This is a genomic window from Chitinophaga japonensis, from assembly GCF_007830125.1.
Lineage (GTDB): Bacteria > Bacteroidota > Bacteroidia > Chitinophagales > Chitinophagaceae > Chitinophaga > Chitinophaga japonensis.
Genome location: NZ_VLLG01000002.1, coordinates 1,384,174 through 1,403,447, shown reverse-complemented (window position 1 = coordinate 1,403,447; position 19,274 = coordinate 1,384,174). Strand labels below are relative to the sequence as shown.

Here is a 19,274-nt window from a genome sequence, read left to right as displayed (position 1 = left end):
TGGGTTTAATGCAGAAGGGGCTTATGCCAGTTCGTTTTCAATGGCATCCTCAAAATGCTCTTTCCTCTTTTTGAAGCGGTCTTTCAGTCGGTCTGTCTGGTATTTCAGCTTATCTACCAGCTCGTCTTTTTTGTCGGAGTTCAGGAAATATCCTACGGCCACCCCTACAGCGGCGCCAACAATAAATGAAACAACTGCTTTTGAACTGTTACTCATAGTGCATGTATTTTAGATGAAACATTTAAATACCTTAAACAGGGCAAATTAGGGGTACAAACATTATTCCACAATTCTGTTGCCTGCTGAATTGGCCGAATGGCACTTCAAAAATAGCGCTTTTTGTCATTCATGGAAAATTAGGTAGGTTTGGCGGCGACCATTACCACAAACCATTTATGAGCTACATAGACAACGACCGTATCAAGCAGGTCTTTTTCCTTCTCCTCATCATTGCATGGGGCGTGCTGCTTTTCTCCGAGCTGTATAGCCTTTTCCCCGGTTTTCTCGGCGCCGTTACCCTTTATATCGTCTGCCGCAAATGGATGCTGCACCTGGTGGAGGAGCGCAATTGGAAAAAAAGCGCCGCCGCCGCCGTGCTCATGGTCCTTTCCTTTATCATTATCCTGCTGCCCTTCGGCCTGCTCATAAATTTGCTCACCGCTAAAGCCCGGTATGCCGTAAAGCATTCCTCACAATTGATACAAGGTATTGAAACGGTTAACAACCGGTTGCAGCAGGCTACCGGCTTTAATGTGCTCACAGAAGCGCGGCTGCAGCGCTTCCAGGAAGCGATCGCCAATTTCCTGCCCACCTTCGTAGGCGCTACGTTCAATACGGTAACGGCCATCGCCATCATGTACTTCGTGCTGTACTATATGCTGGTGTACGCCCGGGAAATGGAATCCGGCCTGTATTCCTACATTCCGCTGAAAGATGAGAACGTGGTACAGTTGGGCAGCGAGCTGAAAAGAATGGTGATCGCCAATGCAGTGGGCATCCCCCTGATCGCCTTTGTACAGGGGGTGGTAGCGCTTATCGGCTATTTCATTTTCCGGGTGCCGCAGCCCATGTTCTGGTTCGTGGTGACCTGCTTTACTTCCATGCTGCCCATTGTAGGGGCGGCCGCGGTATACGTGCCGCTGGGCGTTTACCTGATAGCGGACGGGCAAACCTGGCAGGGCGTTGGAGTGCTGATCTATGGCTTTGCCGTAGTAGGCGCTTCGGATAACATTTTCCGGTTTATGGCGGCGAAGAAGATCGGCAATGTGCATCCGCTGATCACCGTATTCGGCGTTATCGTGGGCGTAAGCTTGTTCGGCTTTATTGGCCTCATCTTTGGCCCGCTGCTCATCTCCATGTTCATTCTCCTGCTGAAGATATACTCCAATGAATACCTGGTGAAAAAGCGCGAGGTAAAGGTGGTAAAAACAGAGCCGGGCACTAAAGGCTAAAAGCTATTTATAATAATTGTTCTCCAGGATATAGGCTGCCACATTATCCGGCACCAGGTAGCGGATAGACTTGCCTTCCTGTATCCACTGCCGTATGCTGGTAGAGGAAATATCCAGCAGCGGGGCTTCCAGTATCTCCACACGGGCGCCATAAGTGTCTGTTACCTCATGCCCCGGCCGCTTGTACACATAGATGGGATAATGTTTGATCAGTTGCTCATAATTCTTCCAGCGGGGAAGGTTCTGAAAACTGTCGCTGCCCATGATAATGGCAAACTCCTGCGTGGGAAATTTTTCCGTAAGGTAGGTAAGCGTATCAATGGTATAGGACGGACGGGGTAAGGAAAACTCAATATTGCTGGCCCTGAGCCGGGAAGCGCCTTCTACAGCCAGTTCTGCCAGGTGAAACCGGTGATGCTCATTCAGCAGGGTGGAAGAAGGTTTCAGCGGGTTTTGCGGGGAGACTACCAGCCATACTTTATCAAGGTCCGTATTGTAGGCTACATAGTTAGCAATGATGAGATGTCCGGTATGTATAGGATTAAAGGACCCGAAATACAAGCCAATCTTCATGGCCTAAAGGTAAAATACCAAATCCCAAAATCCAAATCCCAAATTGGCGGCAATCGCCTGATAACCGGAATAGTACAAGGTTACCGGCGCCCGGCATACATTTTTGGAATTTGGGATTTGGATTTTGGGATTTGGTATTTTCTACCCCACTGGTTTGAACTGCTCAAACACCATCCCGCAGTCCTTGCAATAATGAACGGCGCGGCATAGCGTAGCGCCAAAGGGGGAACGCAGGTATGTGTTCTTGCTGCCGCAATGCGGGCAGGGCGTATTCATCAGCATTTCCGCGCGCAGCTCGCCTTCGTGGATGCCGGGCGGCGCAATGCCAAAGTTGCGCAGCTTTTCTTTGGCCGCTTCAGAAAGGCGCTTGCTGTGCCAGTGCGCCTCCTTGTCAATGGTAACGCGCACGGGCATACCGGTAGCGCCGGCGACTGCTTCCTGTATGCGCTGCTGTATAAAGTTTATGGCCGGGCAGGCGGCAAAGGTGGGTATCATCTTTATATGCGCGGTATCGTCTTCTATGGTTACGGCGGTGATCATGCCCAGGTCCAGCACGCTTAGTACCGGTATCTCCGGGTCCATCACCTGCTCCAGCGCAGCGTAAATATTTGCTATGGTATGATCTGCTGTCATGGTATATAAGGGGTGGCTTACCACCTGGCTGCCGGGTCCAGGCGCAACACCGCTCCCATTTCCTCCAGCAGCGGCTGCAGGTGCGGCGTATGCTGCCCATACCTGCCGCCATAGGCGGGCGTAATAGCCGCCGGGTCCGGCATATTAAGCGATGCTTTTACCAGTACCCGGTAAATATTATCCAGCCATCTTTCATATAATACTTTTTCTCCCGGGTATATATTATCGTTGATCAGCGCCTGATCCGCCTCGCCGGGCTCAAAAATGCCGCAGGCCAGCGGGAAGCAGGTATCCAGCGCGGCCTGCATACGCTCGTAGCTTTCACCGCCTGCCCTGCCCAGTTGCAGTATCCACGCATCTGCATGCAGGGTATGGTACTTCAGCTCTCCCTTTAACTTCCGGGCCAGTTGCTGTAGAGGTGCAAATTCGCTCTGCAGCAGGCTCTCATAGCGCACGGCCTCCGCATGGTCAAACAGGAAGTGCCGCATCAGGCTGAAGTCATAGGAGCCGATGGGCATTTCCACCAGGTGGCAGCATTTAAATTCCGCTGCCGGGCGCAGGAAAGCAAAGGCGTCCGGGTCAGGGCCTCCCATGTGCTCCTCCTGTATGCGGTATAAGGCCAGGGCATGGCCTATCTGGTCCTGCGCCATGGAAGAAAAGGCGATGTCCTCTTCCATAACAGGCCCCAGCCCTGTCCACTCGGAGTTGCGGTGGCCCAGGACCAATTCGTCATCGGCCATTTTGGTAATAAGATCGCTGATCGCTTGCTGGTTCATTGCGCGTGGGTCTTGTTTTAGAATGTTATGCTTTGCCGGGCGCCTGTTTGGCGGCGCCTTTTACCTTGTTGATCTTTTCCATTACTTTGAACCCGCTGGCATCCCGGTAGGTTTTTTCCAAATTGCCGGCAAACATGTCTTCATCTTCCAGGTCAAAGGCGAGGATGTCCGCGCTGCGCACCACCCACAGGTTCACGCATTTTTTACGGCGGCCAAACTGTTCCTTGGCAAATACCAGGGCCAACTGCGGGTTGGGCGCATGTACACAGCCTACATGCTCATGGTGCGCCCCCCGTTTTTCCTGGTGAAATACTTCGTAGATATTCCAGTTCTCTCCTTCTTCTATTTTTACAGGATCGTCCGCATGGCCCAGCTTCAGGCGGTTTACGCGAGGATCGTATGATGGGTTGGTCATTTGTTCAGCTTTTTTTTATCATGCTACCGGCATGGCCTTTCTTTCCGTGTTGTTCATCAATGCTTTCCGTACCCAGCGGCCTTCTGTTTCCGCCCACTTGCGCACCTGCAGCCTTTCCTGGTTACAGGGGCCGCCGCCGTTGATCACCTTAAAGAACAGGTCCCAGTCCGGGTCCGAATATTCCCAGCGGCCGGTGCCGGTGTTTTTGCGCAGCAGCGGGTCCGGCAGGCTAAGGCCCAGCTCCCATATCTTGGGCACATAAGTATCCAGGAACTGGTTGCGCATATCGTCGTTGCTGGCCATTTTCACTTTCCACTGCATCAGCTTTTCGGAATGGTGGGATGCCTTGTCCGGCGGGCCAAAAAAGTGCATAATGGGCTGCCACCAGCGGTTCAGGGCATCCTGCAGCATGGCTTTTTGCACGGGCGTACCGGTAGCCAGCTCTATCAGCGCATCATGGCCCTGCTTCAGGTGAAAGCTCTCTTCATAACAAATGCGCTCCAGCGCCCGGCAATAAGGCCCGTAGGAACCTTTTGAATTGGCTACCTGGTTTACAATGGCCGCCGCATCTATCAGGAAACCGATCACGGTTACATCGGCCCAGGTCATGGCCGGGTAATTGAATACGTTGGAGTATTTGGACTTGCCGCTCAGCAGGTCGTTGATCATGGCTTCGCGGGTCTTTCCCAGTGTTTCGGCGGCATTGTACAGTAATTGCCCGTGCCCTACCTCGTCCTGCACTTTGGCTATCAGGGCCAGCTTGCGCTTGAAACCGGGCGCACGGGTGATCCAGGTGCCTTCCGGCAATGCGCCTATTATCTCGGAATGGGCATGCTGCTCTATGAGGCGGATCAGTTGCCGGCGGTATTCGGCAGGCATCCAGTCGCCGGGTTCTATCTTTTCTCCTTTGGTAATACGATCTTCAAAAGCGGCCAGCTTTTCAGGGTCGTCATGCAGTTGTTCTTCGCGCAACTGCTTTCTGTTGGGCTCATCGAATATATATCCGCCACCGTACATAGGGCGATTGTTTTGGTTCACTTGTAAATTACGATTTTTAGGCGTACGGGCGGCAAATCGTTTTACATTAACTTTATAGGTGATGTTATTGCCAGTATGGAGCATATTTTTCCTGTTGTGGCCCGCCGGGGGGATGAAGCATGCAGTGCCGCCGGCAGCGCAGGGTTCTACCGTGGTGCAGGTGGCGTTTAAAATGGCCGGCCCGCCGGACGATCCTGCTTCCGATACCCTTTTTTATCCCACCCGCAAGCTCCGCTGGTCCGATTTCCGGGGCACGCCCTCCATGCGGGGGCCCAGCGCTGCCGTGGCCTATACCAGCTTTGCCTATGAAGGGGGGAGCCGGCTGTACAAGGATACCTTGCGCATTACCCTTACCCTGCAGGTATTTTTTGTGCGGAGCGCTTCCTGGGTAAGGGCCGGCAACCGGGACGCCTACAGCCTGGCCCATGAGCAACTGCATTTTGATATTACCTGCCTGGTGGCGCAGCGGTTCCGGCAAAAGATACTGGCCCTGCCCCTTACCCGCGACGACTATGACAGCATGATACAATATGAATACCTGGAATCTTTCCGGGAAATGAACCGCCTGCAGGAGGCCTTTGACGAAGAAACCCGGCATGGCGCCAATGCCGCCGTGCAGCAGCAATGGACAGACCGGGTGGCCCGGGAGCTGAAAGCCGCCGGCACAACGCCCTAAACTGGCAGACATTTTGCCCTTATTGGACGATGCGATCCGGCCTGTGGGGGGTAGCTGCGCAACTTTTGGCAGCCGCAACACGTATCTTAGAAGAAACGGTTTATTTAAATTAAATTTAGTCCCTTATAAAAACTATTTATGTTTACTATCTGCCGTAAAACAGCGTGGGCCGCTGCCATATGCCTGTTTATCCTGGGCGCCTGTAAAAAGGACCATGGCCCGGATATCACACCGATCACCGACGATACGGGTAAACCTACTGTCAACGATTCTATGTACTTCATTTTCAAGGATGAATACCTATGGAACGACGTGATCCCCGACTCTGCCACCTTTAAGCCCAACAGCTATTCCAACCTCAATGACATGTTCAATGCGCTGATCTCCTATAAGCGCAATGCCCGGGGCGAATATATGGATAAGTACGGCTTCCTGGACAATGGCGCCGTGGCCGGCGAGATAGGCGAAGGCATTGCCGGCGATTTCGGGCTGGAGATAGACTATAATACGGCGAATGACCTCCGCGTTATTTATGTATACGAAGGCTCCCCGGCCTACCAGCAGGGCATCCGCCGCACCTGGCAGATCACGGCCATCAACGGGAACAGTAACCTGACCTATGATGGATCGCAGGGCGTTAATGTAACGCGGATCAGAAACGCCGTTTACTACAGCGACAACGTGACACTCACGCTAAAAAAACCGGATGGCAACAGCACGACGGTCACTTTAAACACCGCCTCTTACAATATCAATCCCGTACTGCACTACAGCACGCTGAACCTGGGCAGCCGGAAAGTGGGCTACCTCGTGTTCAATACCTTCATCGCGCTGGATAAGGCGCAGCCAAAGATCGACGCGGCTTTCGACAAGTTTATCAGCGACGGGATCACGGACCTGGTAGTGGATTTCCGCTACAACGGCGGCGGCTCCGTAGAAACAGCCGAGTACCTGGCCAACCTGATTGCCCCGGCCGCTGTAGGTTCGGGCAAGACCACCCTGATGTACAAGGAAACGTTTAACGCCGACCTTACCAACCACCAGTACAGCAGGTATCTCGCCAACAAAAAAGTACCGGGCTACAACCTTTCCTGGGGCGATGTGTTTGACGACTGGGTAGATAATCCCGATTTTTATTTTGACAAACAGAAAAGCCTGGACATTTCCAGCGTGGCATTCATCGGCTCCTACTCCACTGCCTCCGCCAGCGAGCTGGTGATCAATATACTGCAGCCTTACATGAATGTAGAACTGGTGGGCGATACCACTTATGGCAAGCCGGTAGGTTTCGTGGGTATTACCATCGGCGGTTACGATATGTATGCCGTGTCCATCTGGTCCAAGAATGCGCAGAACAATGGGGATTATTTCGACGGCATGTTCCCCACAGATGCGCCGGTAGCGGATAATGAACGGTATGAAGATTATTCTAAAGACTGGGGCAGCACCAGCGAAATATACCTGCGCAGGGCCCTGCGGGCGCTGGGCATCCCGGAAAGCGAGCTGGGACGGAGAGCGCCCGGCACGGAAAGCCTGCGGAAGTTAATGAACCGCAATCCTATGCCGGACCTGCATTTTAAGGGGATGATAGAAACCCGGCGCAGCAGGCTCAGATAAGCCGGCCCGGTATAATATAACGCTACGAGTGCCATCCGTCTCAGGCGGATGGCACTCGTTTTAATAGACCACTTTAGAGCGCGCCCGCTTGCCACTATAATTCTTATCCAGTTGATCCAGCACCGCTTGTATGCGCTGCACGGCGGCGTAATAGAACGCGGGGTCAATATGCTCAAACTCATCGCTCACACGGTGGTAATCCGCATGGTCCTCCACGCCAAAATACAGGAAGGGAATGCCTTTCTTATGGAACTGGTAATGGTCGCTTTGCGTGGTCCAGTTCTGGCTGCCATCCTCCGGCCGGTCGTGGCCCGTCAGCAGTTGTATACGGCTGCCGGTTGCAGCCCGGGTAACATAGGGCTTTAGCTCCGGGTAGGGATGGGTGCCGCATACATACAGCTCCTGCTTTTCGTTCCGGCTTACCATATCCATATTGATATTGAGCCTGATGCGGTCCAGCGGTACGGGAGGCTGCTGCACAAATGCCTTTGCGCCCTGCAATCCTTCTTCCTCGCCATCCAGGGCGGCAAAAATGAGGGTGTGCTGCGGCTGATGCTGCCGGTAATGTTTGACCAGGGCCAGTAAGGCGGCGGTACCGGAAGCATTATCGTCCGCGCCGTTGTAAATACTGTCGGCGCCCGCCTGGCCCCTGGTGCCCAGGTGGTCATAATGGGCCGTCACCACGATAACATCGTCGGTTTTGCCTTTAATATAACCATACAGGTTAGTGCCCATAATGCGCTTTTCGCCCTCCATAAAATAGAAGGGATATTCATATGAGCCATGGAAAGGCTGTAAACCGGCCTGCTTAAAGCGGTCCAGTATATAGAACTGGGCCATGCGGTTGCCCCGGGTGCCCGTTTTACGGCCCTCGTATTTATCGTCGCTCAGGGTGCGGATATCTTTCAGCAGTTGCAGGGAATCTATTGGCTGTTGAGCCGCGGCTGTGAGGCCGGTTAACAGGCAAAGCGCGGCCAGGTATAATCTTTTGTTCATACCAACTGTTTAGGTTACCCTGCAATATAACCCCTAATTATGTAAAAAGCTGGTATGCGATCAAACTGCAGACGTAGGCGAGGCAGGTCATGTAAATCAACTGTATGACCGGCATTTTCCAGGACTTGGTTTCCCGCTTTACAATGGCCAGGGTGCTCATGCACTGCATGGCAAAGGCGTAGAACAGCATGAGGGACAGGCCGGTGGCCAGGGTATATACCGGGGTGCCGTCTGCCCGTACTGCCGCCGACATTTTTTCGCGCAGGGTAGCGTCATTATCTTCGTCGCTTTCCCCTACGCTGTACAGGGTAGCCATGGTGCCTACAAATACTTCCCGGGCAGCAAAAGAGGTGATCAGCGCAATACCGATCTTCCAGTCAAAACCCAGCGGGCGGATGGCCGGCTCTATGGCATGGCCCAGGATACCGGCGTAGGAATTGGCCAGCTTTTCAGACTGGTAGGCCCTGTCCAGCTCTTGCTGCTGTGCAGGAGCGGCATTGGCTATCAGTGGCTCATATTTGGCGTGCACGGCGTCCATCCGGCCGCCGGGACCATAGGAAGCCAGGAACCACAGGATAATGGAGATCACCATGATCACCTTACCCGCGTCCATCACAAATATTCTGGCCTTTTCCAGCATGGTGGTGCCTACATTCTTCCAGCGGGGCGCCCGGTACACCGGCAGCTCCATAATGAAATAGCTTTTCTCCTTAATGGATACAAACCACTTCAGCACAGCCGCTATCAGCAGGGCCATAAAAAAGCCCAGCAGGTACAGGCCCATCATCACCAGGCCCTGCAGGCTTAAAAAGCCCAGCACATTGCGGTCCGGTATCACCAGCGCGATCATAATGGTATAAATGGGCAGCCGGGCGGAGCAGCTCATCAGCGGGGTTACCAGGATGGTGATCAGCCGCTCCTTGCGGTTCTCAATACTGCGGGTGGCCATAATGGCCGGTACGGCACAGGCCACGCCGCTGATCAGCGGCATCACGGATTTCCCGTTCAGCCCTACCTGCCGCATCAGCCGGTCCGTTAAAAAGCTGATGCGGGCCATGTAGCCGGTATCTTCCAGCACGGTAATGAGCCCGAACAGGATCATGATCTGCGGTATGAACACGGCAATGCCGCTGATGCCGGCCAGCAGGCCGTTGATCAGTATATCGCTCAGCTTATTGTCCGGCAGCACATCGGTGAGCCAGCCGCTTAGCGCGCCAAAGCCGGCCTCTATGGCATCCATGGGGTAAGCGGCCAGCCAGAAAATGCTCTGGAACAGCAGGAACAGCACCGCCATGAGGATCACGTAGCCCCAGAAGCGGTGCAGCAGGATGTTGTCCAGTTTCTCGGTCTGCAACTGTTTCTGCAGGGGATCCGTTTCCACCACCGCCGCCTTCATAATGTGCTTGATGCGGGCATAGCGCTGCATGATCTCATCCGCCTGCACCTTGGTCTTGTTGAAGCGGTGCTCCTGCAGGGCGTTCTTCACGGCCAGCTTCTGCCCGCCGTTCAGGAAATGCAGCTCATCGTTGTTCACCGCTATATGCAGGGCGGCATAATCGCTGCGCACCGGCACGTACTTTTTTATTTCGTCCACTACCTCGGGAGCCATGGCATGGCTGTCCACAAAATCGCGGGCAGGCTGCCGGAAATGCTCCCGGGCCACGAGGTCTACATTCTTTTTCAGTTCGGCGATCCCCTTGTTCCGGCGGGGGTTAATGGCCACTACGGGCACGCCCAGCTCCCGCTCCAGGCCGGCCAGGTCTATTTCCACGCCCTTTTTGCGGGCAATGTCCATCATGGTGAGGGCGATGATCACGGGTATTTTCAGATCTATGATCTGGGAGCAGAACAGGAGGTTGCGTTTCAGGTTGGAGGCGTCGGCAATGATCAGGATCATATCCGGGTGGTCTTTCCCCTGGGGGTTTACCAGCACATCGTAGGTCACAAACTCGTCGGCGCTTTTGGGATAGAGGCTGTAGGTGCCGGGAAGGTCTATAATATTGGCCTGCAGGGCGCCGGATATGCTGCTGATACCTGTTTTCTTATCAACCGTTACACCCGGAAAATTACTTACCTTCTGGTTTAAACCCGTTAATGCATTAAAAAGGGAACTTTTTCCACTATTCGGATTCCCAACCAGCGCAATATTTATTGATGCGTTTATCGTAGCCTGCATTCCTTATCCTTGTCGTCGAAAGTTTGAAATATGCAAAGCTATATAAATAAAGGTCAGGGTAATGATCGGATCGGGAAAAAAAGCAACCACGGTAGATACCGTGGTATACGTTTCATCTCGTTAACTATTGAACTTATTGTGATGATTGAAAATGTCTATTTTAACATATTGTAAACACTATAGAGCACCATGGAAGCGCTTTCTATGTCCGGCATCTCCAATTGCTCCAGCCGGGCGGTTACGCTGGCCTGGCCGGTAGCAGCCGGGGCCTCCTGCTCACGGGCCGGCGTATCGCGGCGCTCCTGGCGGTTCTCCTGCTGGTAACGGTAGCGGTAGTGGTCCTGTACGGAATCTTTTGCAGGCTGGTCCGCTTTGCGCTGCTCCTCCCTGATCTTCTCAATGCGGATATTATCCAGGCCGTCGATGGTCATTTTCAGCTCCACGGGGCCATCATGATCCCGGTCCCATTCGTCCCACTCATCCCACCAGTCCTCTTTCCAGTCGCGGATAAAGTGATAGTGGTGGTAGGCATCCGGGTCCACTTCTATACGCTTTCCTACAGGCACTTTTACCACTACGGTCACGCGCTGCTCGCGGAAGCTGGAATTGCGCGGTATGCTGATGCCGGCCGGCAGGTACAGCATGGAGTCCTGCTGGCTGAGCTGAAACTCTATCTGGCGGGCCAGCGCCTTGGCACGGGCCACCGTGCGGCCGCGGGAGCTGCGGATCACCTCCACCTCGAAGCTGTCCGTGGCGCTTCTTTCTATTTTTACGCGGATATTGTCAATGATGGCCGTATCGTCCGTTACCCGCAGGCCGCCTTCAAAGAAGTCCAGCTCCTCCATTTCCACCACATCTTCGGTCTTTTTGATGATCAGCTTTCCCTTGCCGGGCTGCTGCAGGGCAAAAGCGTCCCTTTCCCGGTAGCTGGTCCGGAAGTCCCGGGCCACGGATACGATCACCCAGATGGCACAGATCAGGCCTATCACCCACAGGAAGCTCAGGGTATATCCTACGTAGCGGTTGGTCTGGTTTATACCGGTGAGCTTGCGGATCAGGAATATGATCAGCGCTACTACCGGGATGCCCAGCAGGAAGATAACAGCCGGCCAGAACAGCATGTTCTGCATGGGAGTGGCCAGCAACAGGCTTTTAAGCGGGAACAGGGCCGCGGAAGAGGCAGCGATGGCAATACCGGCCACGATAAGGCTAAACAGTATTACAACTGCCAGGAAGTAAAAGAACCCTTTGGTGATGAACAACAGCACTTTCCCCAGGAAGGTGATAAAGTTGCGGAAGATCCGCTCAATATCACTACCTACCTGCCTTCCGCGGCCCTGCGAAAAATTTCGCATATCGTCCCCCACATGCTTAAACTGTCCTTTCAGGGCATTGATCTCGTCCTGCACGGTAGCGCGGATGTTGTTCAGGTCCACCCTTTCGCCCCGCATTTCCAGCTTTTCCGCTGCGGTATTAGCTTCCGGGGTAGCAATCCATAATATGAAGTATACCAGTATGCCGGTGCCGAAGCCGCCGATGGCCAGCAGGGCAAAAATGATGCGGAACACTACGGGGTCCACGTTCAGGTAAGCGCCCAGGCCGCTACATACGCCGCCCAGCACTTTATTGTCCGGGTCGCGGTACAGGCGCTTACGCGGGCGGGGCATGGCACCCGGCTGCTCCGTGGTGGTCCGTGCATTTTCCCGGGTACCATCTTCATCCAATTGCTCGGGGGTGCCCATGGAGGTTTTAACGGCTTCCACATCCTCATCGGTAATGCAGTGAGCGCCTTTTTTCAATTTGTCCTGGAATATTTCTGCTATCCGGCTTTCTATATCGCCTACAATTTCATCGGCCCCGTCTTCCCTGGCAAAGTAGCGCTTCAGGCTTTCCAGGTATTGCCGCAATATCTCATAGGCACTATCCTCTATGGGTATCAGGCGACTGGCGAGGTTTATGTTAATAATCTTTTTCATCTTACGTACGGTTTTGATTTTCAACAGCGGGGGCTGTTATTTCAGGTTTCAGGTTATAAGTTTAGTGGATGGAATTGTTCTGTGTTAACTGATGGACCGCATTAGCCAGCTCGTTCCAGGTCGTTTCCAGCTCCTTATAAAAGGCGTCGCCTTTTTCGGTGAGCGTAAAATACTTGCGCGGTGGGCCGGAGCTGCTTTCTACCCAGCGGTAAGTGAGCAGTTCTGCGTTCTTCAAGCGTGTTAATAAGGGATACAGGGTGCCCTCCAGGATGTCCAGCTTCGCCTCTTTCATTTTTTCAATAATGTCTGAAGGATAAGCTTCTCCTTGCTTGATGATGGAAAGAATGCAAAATTCCAGCACGCCTTTCCGCATCTGTGATTGTGTGTTATCTATATTCATGGCAAGTGAGCTTTTTAACTTTACAACACAAAAATAGGTAAAATTTACTACTATGCAATACACAATACCATACAAAGCAAAATAACTTGCTTTGAACATTACCCGGATAAGTGGGTCTGATGGGCCACTATGGCTCAATCCGGTGTATTCAGCCTGGTTTTCGGGTGCCCAAAACATTTGATGAACGGTATTATACCGGGATAAAAAACAGCCTATTCCCTTTTAACATTTTTTTAAATTTTGTATTTTCAAAGTATAAACTTGGTTAATTACTTTTGTTACGGATAAACCTCCATATGAAGAAGATTATCAGCATCCTGTTCCTGGTGCTTATGGGCACACAGCTTCTCCCGATCAAGGAGATGGGCAAGTTGCTGTTCAATAATCAGATCGTGGAGGAACATCCGGTAGACGGCTGCGGCGGTGATACCATTAAGCTCGCAAAAGAGCTTAAGTATTATAAGCATATGGCCGACGGCCTTAAATCCGGGCCGGAGCTGGACCTGAACATCCTGATGTACCAGCTTTTCGAGGACATTCCCAATGGTCCTGCCCGCGAAATTCATGCGCCTCCACCCAACTGTTAGGCAAACCCTTATTTAAATGTTACACCATTACTGTAGTGTAGCATTGCCTGTGTTTTTTTCTATTCTATTTACTGATTGATTTATTCCGGTCCTTCGGGAATACGTGTATGCCTCCACTGTTATGAATCATAGCATTGATGAGACGCATACCTGTGTTCACGTTCGCGATCGCGCAGATACATCCTGTGATGTCTGTTTAACAGTTAAAATCCTTTGTGATTATGAGCAAGCAAACTCCTTTATTCTCAAACGTGAAGGGCGACCTGTCCGCCGGACTGGTGGTTTTCCTTATAGCAGTTCCCCTGTGCCTGGGCATTGCCCTGGCATCGGGCGCCCCCTTATTTGCAGGTATGATCTCCGGCATTATTGGCGGTCTGGTAATAGGGGCGCTGAGCGGCTCCAACCTGAGCGTAAGCGGTCCTGCGGCCGGCCTTACGGCGGTAGTACTGACCGCTATCACCAAGCTGGGCGCCTTTGATGTGTTCCTGGTGGCCGTGTTTATCGGCGGCGCGCTGCAATTAGTGCTGGGCCTTATCAAGGCAGGCACTGTAGCCAATTATTTCCCCTCCAATGTAATCAAAGGCATGCTGGCCGCCATTGGTATTATTATCATCCTGAAGCAGATACCACATGCTTTTGGCTATGACAAAAACCTGGAAGGGGATTTTGCCTTTGTACAGGTAGATGGCGACAATAGCTTCAGCGCATTGCTGTCTAGCCTCAACCATATTCACCTGGGCGCCACGCTGATTACGCTGCTCTCCATCGGCATTCTCCTTTACTGGAATAAAATACCCAAGCTGGGCGCCGTACCCGCAGCGCTGGTAGCCGTTATTGTAGGCGGCCTGCTCAACGCGCTGTTCATCAGCACCGGCAGCAGCCTGGCCCTGGCGCAGAGCCACCTGGTAACCCTGCCTACCGCAGCAAGCTTCGGGGACTTCCTGGGCCAGTTCACCTTCCCCAACTTCAGCGCGCTGGCCAATAAAGAGGTGTGGATAGTAGGCGTCACCATTGCCATTGTGGCCTCTGTAGAAACCCTGCTGAACGTGGAAGCCACAGAAAAGCTGGACCCGCTGAAACGTAATGCATCCCCCAACCGGGAACTGCGCGCACAGGGTATCGGCAACATGGTGAGCGGCCTGATTGGCGGCCTGCCCATTACCTCTGTAATTGTGCGCTCCTCTGCCAACATCAATGCCGGCGGGCGCACCAGGCTGGCCTCCATTACCCATGGCGCATTACTGCTGTTATGCGCGGCCCTGATACCGGGACTGCTGAATAAAATACCGCTGGCCACCCTGGCTGCCGTGCTGCTGGTAACCGGCTACAAGCTCTGTAAGATCTCCATTTTCAAGGAAATGTTCAGCAAGGGCAAGTACCAGTGGGTGCCTTTCCTGGTGACCGTGGTAGCCATTGTGCTTACTGACCTGCTGGTGGGTATTGCACTGGGTATGGCCGTGAGCGTGATCGCCATCCTGCGGGGCAACATGAAAAGTCCTTACTACTTCCGTAAAGAGCAGTACCATACCGGCGATACCATCCGGCTGGAACTGGCGCAGGAAGTATCTTTCCTGAACAAAGCCAGCATCCTGCTTACCCTGGATCATATGCCCGAAAGCAGCGCGGTGGTGATAGACGCCAGCAAAACCGTGTACATAGATCATGACGTACTGGAGATCATACGGGAATTCAAGGACGTGAAAGCGCCGCAAAAGAATATCAACGTAGTGCTGACCGGCTTTAAGGACGTGTACAAGATTACGAACACAAAGCATGACGGCGTTCTTTCGCAAGACGCCGCAGAAAGCCATGTACGCATCGTTTCCTCCGGGGATCACGAGCAACTGATGAAAGAATTGCAACTGAACTAAACGTATTTTAATTAAAGACTTAATTAAACCGGCATTATGAAAACATTAGATAAAGCAGCACAAGCAAACATCACTCCACAGCAGGCACTGGAACTGCTGAAGTTGGGCAATACCCGCTTTGTAGACAACCTGCGCATTAACCGCAACCTCCTGCAGCAGGTAAATGACACCTCCGACGGACAATGGCCCATGGCGGCTATTGTGAGCTGCATGGACTCCCGCACCTCCGCAGAGATGATCTTTGACCAGGGCCTGGGCGATATTTTCAGCATCCGCCTGGCAGGCGCTATTATATCGGACAATGTGCTGGGTAGCCTGGAATATGCCTGTAAAGTGGCCGGATCCAAATTCATCGTGGTGCTGGGCCATACCAAGTGCGGCGCTATCAAGGGCGCCTGTGACCGCGTAGAGTTGGGCAACCTGACCGCCCTGCTCAATAAAATTACGCCTGCTGTGTACGCAGAAAAAACCATTACCGAAAACAGGAATTCCAGCAACCCTGCTTTTGTAGATGCCGTTACCCGCCTGCATACGGAACGCTCTGTACAGGCCGTAATGGAGCAAAGCAGCATCCTGCGGGATATGATACTGGATGGTGAAGTAGGGATCATTGGCGCGGTATATGATGTGGTGACCGGCGTGGTGACCTTCCTGGACCATACCCTGGTGCTGGGTAAAATAGGTCAGCCGCAAACGGAGCCTGCTACCGCCGGTTAAGCGCCGGCAGGCAGGTATGGTTCGCGAAATCGTACTGCTCGTAATAATACACAAGGAGAGCCGTCTTCATTTTTGAAGATGGCTTTTTCTTTTATACTTTCCGCAGCCGCTCCGCCGCCTGTTCCAGCGTTTCCCGCTTCTTTGCAAAACAGCACCTCACCACATGGTCGTCCTGGCCCTGCTGGTAAAAAGCGGATACCGGTATACTGGCTACGCCAAATGCCTTGGTAATACGGATGGCAAAATCCTTGTCGCTTTCATCGGATATACGGCTGTAATCCATTACCTGGAAATAGCTGCCTTTACAGGGCAGCGGGGTAAAACGGGTGCCGGCCATCAGCTCCAGGAAGTAATCCCTTTTTTCCTGGTAAAAAGCCGCGAGGGAAAGGTAATGCTCCGGCGTTTCGAGGAATTTTGCCAGGCCGTACTGCATGGGGGTATTCACGGAAAAACAAAGATATTGGTGCACCTTGCGGTATTCCTGCATCAAATGGGCCGGGGCCACGCAATAGCCCATTTTCCAGCCGGTATTATGGAATACCTTGCCAAAGGAGAAAGTAACAAAACTGTGCCGGAACAGCGCAGGATACCGCAGCAGGCTTAAATGCGGCTCCCCGTCAAACACCAGGTGCTCATACACCTCATCGCTCAGCACCAGCAGTTGGTGCGCGGCCACCAGCCGTTCCAGCTCCTCCAGGTCTGCCGCCGTTAAGATGCTGCCGGTGGGGTTATGCGGCGTATTCAGCAGGATCATGCGGGTGCGGGGCGTTATCTTGCTGCGCACCAGCTCCCAGTTGATCCGGTAATCCGGGAAGGTAAGCGGCACCAGCACAGGCGTGCCGCCGTTTACCAGCACATTGGGCACATAACTGTCATAAGCCGGCTCAAATATGATCACCTCATCGCCGGGGCGTATGCAGGTGGCAATGGCCGTGAAAATAGCATAGGTGCCACCGGGCGTGATGGTAATTTCCGTATCCGGGTGTATATCCCGGCCATATAATGCCTGTATCTTCTGTGCAATGGCTTCCCGCAGCGGCATAATGCCCGGCATGGGCGCATATTGGTTATGGCCGGCGCGCATGGCGGCGCTTACCAGCTCCTTCAGGTGCTCATGGCAGTCAAAATCCGGGAAGCCCTGTGAAAGATTAATGGCTTTATGCGTGGCTGCCAGGGCAGACATCACTGTGAAGATAGTAGTGCCTACGTGCGGAAGCTTGGAATGCATCAAAGATATTTTTCCCCTTTATTACGTTTTACCTCCGCTACATACTCCTTGATCTGCTGCTCGTTCTCCTTCCTGCATACCAGCAGCACATCGCTGGTGTCTATAACAATGAACTCGTCCAGGCCCTGCAGCACTACCAGCTTTTCATTCGGCGCTTTTATCATGCACTTAGTGGCGTCTATCACTACTACGTTCTTGCCCTGTACGGCATTGCCCAGGTAATCCTTTTCCAGGTGCTCGTATGCGGAGGCCCAGGTGCCCAGGTCGCTCCAGCCAAAGTTGGAGGGAATAACGTACACGTTGTCCGCCTTTTCCATAATGCCGTAATCAATGGAGATATTGGTGCATTGCGGGTAGATAGCATCTATCAGCTCCCGCTCTGTGGCCGTGTTGAGGGATTCACGGCCCTGTTCAAACAGCTCGTCTATTTCCGGGAGGTACTTTTTAAATGCGGCCAGTATGGTCTTTACGTTCCATACAAAGATGCCGGCATTCCAGAGGAAATCGCCGCTTTGCAGGAATGTTTTGGCCAGCTCCAGGTTCGGCTTTTCCGTAAAGGTCTTTACCTGGTATACATTATCCGCCACCTGCTGCGTTTCGTACTGGATGTACCCGTAGCCGGTATCCGGGCGGGTAGGCTTTATGCCCAGCGTAAGCAGGGCGCTGTGCTTTTGTACAAACAGCAGCGCATTGAGGCAGGCGGCCGTAAATGCGGTGGTATCCATGATGAGGTGGTCCGCAGGCGCACAGATCATGCTGGCCCCGGGGTCCTGCTGGTGTATCTTGTAGGAGATATAAGCAATGCAGGGAGCCGTGTTTTTGCGGGAAGGCTCGCATACAATGTTCGCTACGGGCAGTTCCGCCAGTTGCTCCTGCACTTTCCTCTCGTAGTGCTGGTGGGTCACCACGTAGATGTTCTCCCTGGGAATGAACTGTGCAAACCGCTCATAGGTCCATTGCAGGAGGGTTTTACCTGTATTCAGGATATCCAGGAACTGCTTGGGATGATCTGTGCGGCTGTAAGGCCAGAAACGGCTGCCAATACCTCCGGCCATAATGGCCACATAAAAATGCCTGTTCATTTGTGTCATTGCTCAAATAATTCCTTCCCTGATAAGGTCGTGTAAATGAATGATGCCAATATAGCGCTTATCTTCCAGAACCAGTAGCTGGGTAATGTCATGCTGCCGCATTTTTTCCAGCGCGTTAATAGCCAGTTCGTCCTTCTGTATCACCTTGGGATGCGTGGACATGATATCTTTTGCGGTCACGGTATCGGTGGCGATATTCTTTTCCAGCATGCGGCGCAGGTCCCCGTCGGTAATGATGCCGCTTAGCTGCTCCTGCTCATCCAGCACGGCGGTAACGCCCAGCATCTTGGAGGATATTTCCAGTATCACTTCCTGTAAAGGGCTGTGGAGGTGCACGCGCGGCGCTTGATGATGCCGGCTCAGGTCACCCACCTTGAGGTACAGCTTTTTACCCAATGTGCCGCCGGGGTGGAATTTCGCAAAATCCGCCGCGGTAAAGCCATGCCATTCTATCAGGCATACCGCCAGGGCATCGCCCATGGCCAGTTGGGCCGTGGTGCTGGTGGTAGGCGCCAGGTTATTGGGGCAGGCCTCCTGGGTAACGGTGGTATTCAGCACCAGGGTGGCCTCCCGGGCCAGGTAAGAGCTGGTATTGCCTACCATGGCTATCAGCGGGTTGCCAAAGCTCTTTACCAGCGGTACCAGCACCTTTATTTCCGGGGAGCTGCCGCTTTTGGAAATGCACATCACTACATCATCCTGCTGTATCATGCCCAGGTCGCCGTGGATAGCGTCTGCCGCATGCATAAAAAGGGCCGGCGTGCCCGTGGAATTCAGCGTGGCCACGATCTTCTGGCCAATAATGGCGCTTTTGCCGATGCCCGTTACTACCAGCCGGCCGGCACACCTGGCGATGATCTCCACCGCCTGCTCAAAGTCATGGTCTATAAACTGCTGTAAACCATTGATAGCAGCGGCTTCTACCTGAAGGGTCCGTTTGGCGGTCTCACTAATGTTAATAGCTGTTGTCTTTTTCATGCTGGCGGCACAAATTTACCTCAGTTTATATAAATTCTATTGTAATTCAGCGGTTTTTTAAGTAACTTCGTGTCC

Annotated in this window: 19 protein-coding genes; 6 read left to right on the top strand and 13 right to left on the bottom strand. The window is 53.0% G+C overall.

The window, feature by feature from the left end; translation table 11 throughout:
• Positions 1-21: 21 nt before the first annotated feature.
• Entirely contained in the window at positions 22-216 is a 195-nt protein-coding gene (locus LX66_RS05610; protein WP_145710896.1) for a YtxH domain-containing protein, read from the bottom strand.
• 179 nt (positions 217-395) lie between these two features.
• Between LX66_RS05610 and LX66_RS05605 the strand changes: the two genes are divergently transcribed.
• Positions 396-1,451 (top strand): AI-2E family transporter, encoded by a 1,056-nt coding sequence (locus LX66_RS05605; protein ID WP_145710895.1) that lies wholly within the window; start codon positions 396-398, stop codon positions 1,449-1,451.
• A 3-nt stretch (positions 1,452-1,454) separates the two neighbouring features.
• Here LX66_RS05605 and nadD read toward each other — a convergent pair whose 3' ends face one another.
• The 5 genes from nadD to paaA all read right to left on the bottom strand — a co-directional run bounded on the left by nadD (position 1,455) and on the right by paaA (position 4,865).
• On the bottom strand, positions 1,455-2,024 hold the full coding sequence (nadD, locus tag LX66_RS05600; protein ID WP_145710894.1) for a nicotinate (nicotinamide) nucleotide adenylyltransferase: 570 nt from the start codon (positions 2,022-2,024) through the stop codon (positions 1,455-1,457).
• A 141-nt stretch (positions 2,025-2,165) separates the two neighbouring features.
• Entirely contained in the window at positions 2,166-2,657 is a 492-nt protein-coding gene (paaD, locus tag LX66_RS05595; RefSeq protein ID WP_145710893.1) for a 1,2-phenylacetyl-CoA epoxidase subunit PaaD, read from the bottom strand.
• 17 nt (positions 2,658-2,674) lie between these two features.
• Positions 2,675-3,433 carry a 1,2-phenylacetyl-CoA epoxidase subunit PaaC gene (gene paaC / locus LX66_RS05590; protein ID WP_145710892.1) on the bottom strand — a complete coding sequence of 253 codons (759 nt, stop codon included), beginning with the start codon at positions 3,431-3,433 and terminating at the stop codon, positions 2,675-2,677.
• 25 nt (positions 3,434-3,458) lie between these two features.
• Positions 3,459-3,848 (bottom strand): 1,2-phenylacetyl-CoA epoxidase subunit B, encoded by a 390-nt coding sequence (locus tag LX66_RS05585; RefSeq protein ID WP_145710891.1) that lies wholly within the window; start codon positions 3,846-3,848, stop codon positions 3,459-3,461.
• Positions 3,849-3,866: 18 nt separating this feature from the next.
• On the bottom strand, positions 3,867-4,865 hold the full coding sequence (paaA, locus tag LX66_RS05580; RefSeq protein WP_145710890.1) for a 1,2-phenylacetyl-CoA epoxidase subunit PaaA: 999 nt from the start codon (positions 4,863-4,865) through the stop codon (positions 3,867-3,869).
• A gap of 82 nt (positions 4,866-4,947) precedes the next feature.
• Here paaA and LX66_RS05575 point away from each other — a divergent pair, with 82 nt between their 5' ends.
• Positions 4,948-5,562 carry a DUF922 domain-containing protein gene (locus LX66_RS05575; protein ID WP_145710889.1) on the top strand — a complete coding sequence of 205 codons (615 nt, stop codon included), beginning with the start codon at positions 4,948-4,950 and terminating at the stop codon, positions 5,560-5,562.
• A 138-nt stretch (positions 5,563-5,700) separates the two neighbouring features.
• Complete coding sequence (locus LX66_RS05570; protein ID WP_145710888.1) at positions 5,701-7,179, top strand: S41 family peptidase; 1,479 nt, start codon at positions 5,701-5,703, stop codon at positions 7,177-7,179.
• Positions 7,180-7,239: 60 nt separating this feature from the next.
• Here the strand turns inward: LX66_RS05570 and LX66_RS05565 are convergent, their stop codons facing one another.
• From LX66_RS05565 to LX66_RS05550, 4 genes are all read right to left on the bottom strand, one after another.
• Positions 7,240-8,175: a M20/M25/M40 family metallo-hydrolase gene (locus LX66_RS05565; protein ID WP_145710887.1), complete on the bottom strand. Its 936-nt coding sequence runs from the start codon at positions 8,173-8,175 to the stop codon at positions 7,240-7,242.
• A 37-nt stretch (positions 8,176-8,212) separates the two neighbouring features.
• Positions 8,213-10,351: a ferrous iron transport protein B gene (gene feoB / locus LX66_RS05560; RefSeq protein ID WP_145710886.1), complete on the bottom strand. Its 2,139-nt coding sequence runs from the start codon at positions 10,349-10,351 to the stop codon at positions 8,213-8,215.
• Positions 10,352-10,506: 155 nt separating this feature from the next.
• Complete coding sequence (locus tag LX66_RS05555; protein ID WP_145710885.1) at positions 10,507-12,327, bottom strand: PspC domain-containing protein; 1,821 nt, start codon at positions 12,325-12,327, stop codon at positions 10,507-10,509.
• A gap of 61 nt (positions 12,328-12,388) precedes the next feature.
• The gene (locus tag LX66_RS05550; RefSeq protein ID WP_145710884.1) at positions 12,389-12,727 is read right to left on the bottom strand and encodes a PadR family transcriptional regulator; all 339 of its coding nucleotides are present in this window, start codon (positions 12,725-12,727) and stop codon (positions 12,389-12,391) included.
• A 296-nt stretch (positions 12,728-13,023) separates the two neighbouring features.
• On the opposite strand from LX66_RS05550, the gene LX66_RS05545 reads away from it, so the two are divergent.
• The 3 genes from LX66_RS05545 (at position 13,024) to LX66_RS05535 (ending at position 15,902) form a co-directional block, all read left to right on the top strand.
• Positions 13,024-13,314, top strand: a complete 291-nt coding sequence (locus tag LX66_RS05545; protein ID WP_145710883.1) for a hypothetical protein — start codon at positions 13,024-13,026, stop codon at positions 13,312-13,314.
• A 221-nt stretch (positions 13,315-13,535) separates the two neighbouring features.
• Positions 13,536-15,185, top strand: a complete 1,650-nt coding sequence (locus tag LX66_RS05540; RefSeq protein ID WP_145710882.1) for a SulP family inorganic anion transporter — start codon at positions 13,536-13,538, stop codon at positions 15,183-15,185.
• 36 nt (positions 15,186-15,221) lie between these two features.
• Positions 15,222-15,902, top strand: coding sequence for a carbonic anhydrase family protein (locus tag LX66_RS05535; protein ID WP_145710881.1), 681 nt, complete (start codon positions 15,222-15,224; stop codon positions 15,900-15,902).
• Between the two features lie 91 nt (positions 15,903-15,993).
• On the opposite strand, the gene LX66_RS05530 is transcribed toward LX66_RS05535, so the two are convergent.
• Genes LX66_RS05530 through LX66_RS05520 form a run of 3 tightly spaced genes read right to left on the bottom strand, consistent with a single transcriptional unit; the run spans position 15,994 to position 19,199 of the window.
• Positions 15,994-17,130, bottom strand: coding sequence for a methionine aminotransferase (locus LX66_RS05530; RefSeq protein ID WP_145710880.1), 1,137 nt, complete (start codon positions 17,128-17,130; stop codon positions 15,994-15,996).
• Positions 17,130-18,212, bottom strand: a complete 1,083-nt coding sequence (locus LX66_RS05525) for a mannose-1-phosphate guanylyltransferase (protein ID WP_170232343.1) — start codon at positions 18,210-18,212, stop codon at positions 17,130-17,132. The genes LX66_RS05530 and LX66_RS05525 overlap by 1 nt, the downstream gene beginning before the upstream one ends.
• Before the next feature lie 12 nt (positions 18,213-18,224).
• Positions 18,225-19,199: a KpsF/GutQ family sugar-phosphate isomerase gene (locus tag LX66_RS05520; protein ID WP_145710878.1), complete on the bottom strand. Its 975-nt coding sequence runs from the start codon at positions 19,197-19,199 to the stop codon at positions 18,225-18,227.
• Positions 19,200-19,274 lie beyond the last annotated feature (75 nt).

Coding starts and splice junctions, on each gene's coding strand:
- LX66_RS05610 (WP_145710896.1), bottom strand. CDS start 216: ATGAGTAACAGTTCAAAAGCAGTTGTTTCATTTATTGTTGGCGCCGCT.
- LX66_RS05605 (WP_145710895.1), top strand. CDS start 396: ATGAGCTACATAGACAACGACCGTATCAAGCAGGTCTTTTTCCTTCTC.
- nadD (WP_145710894.1), bottom strand. CDS start 2,024: ATGAAGATTGGCTTGTATTTCGGGTCCTTTAATCCTATACATACCGGA.
- paaD (WP_145710893.1), bottom strand. CDS start 2,657: ATGACAGCAGATCATACCATAGCAAATATTTACGCTGCGCTGGAGCAG.
- paaC (WP_145710892.1), bottom strand. CDS start 3,433: ATGAACCAGCAAGCGATCAGCGATCTTATTACCAAAATGGCCGATGAC.
- LX66_RS05585 (WP_145710891.1), bottom strand. CDS start 3,848: ATGACCAACCCATCATACGATCCTCGCGTAAACCGCCTGAAGCTGGGC.
- paaA (WP_145710890.1), bottom strand. CDS start 4,865: ATGTACGGTGGCGGATATATATTCGATGAGCCCAACAGAAAGCAGTTG.
- LX66_RS05575 (WP_145710889.1), top strand. CDS start 4,948: ATGTTATTGCCAGTATGGAGCATATTTTTCCTGTTGTGGCCCGCCGGG.
- LX66_RS05570 (WP_145710888.1), top strand. CDS start 5,701: ATGTTTACTATCTGCCGTAAAACAGCGTGGGCCGCTGCCATATGCCTG.
- LX66_RS05565 (WP_145710887.1), bottom strand. CDS start 8,175: ATGAACAAAAGATTATACCTGGCCGCGCTTTGCCTGTTAACCGGCCTC.
- feoB (WP_145710886.1), bottom strand. CDS start 10,351: ATGCAGGCTACGATAAACGCATCAATAAATATTGCGCTGGTTGGGAAT.
- LX66_RS05555 (WP_145710885.1), bottom strand. CDS start 12,327: ATGAAAAAGATTATTAACATAAACCTCGCCAGTCGCCTGATACCCATA.
- LX66_RS05550 (WP_145710884.1), bottom strand. CDS start 12,727: ATGAATATAGATAACACACAATCACAGATGCGGAAAGGCGTGCTGGAA.
- LX66_RS05545 (WP_145710883.1), top strand. CDS start 13,024: ATGAAGAAGATTATCAGCATCCTGTTCCTGGTGCTTATGGGCACACAG.
- LX66_RS05540 (WP_145710882.1), top strand. CDS start 13,536: ATGAGCAAGCAAACTCCTTTATTCTCAAACGTGAAGGGCGACCTGTCC.
- LX66_RS05535 (WP_145710881.1), top strand. CDS start 15,222: ATGAAAACATTAGATAAAGCAGCACAAGCAAACATCACTCCACAGCAG.
- LX66_RS05530 (WP_145710880.1), bottom strand. CDS start 17,130: ATGCATTCCAAGCTTCCGCACGTAGGCACTACTATCTTCACAGTGATG.
- LX66_RS05525 (WP_170232343.1), bottom strand. CDS start 18,212: ATGAACAGGCATTTTTATGTGGCCATTATGGCCGGAGGTATTGGCAGC.
- LX66_RS05520 (WP_145710878.1), bottom strand. CDS start 19,199: ATGAAAAAGACAACAGCTATTAACATTAGTGAGACCGCCAAACGGACC.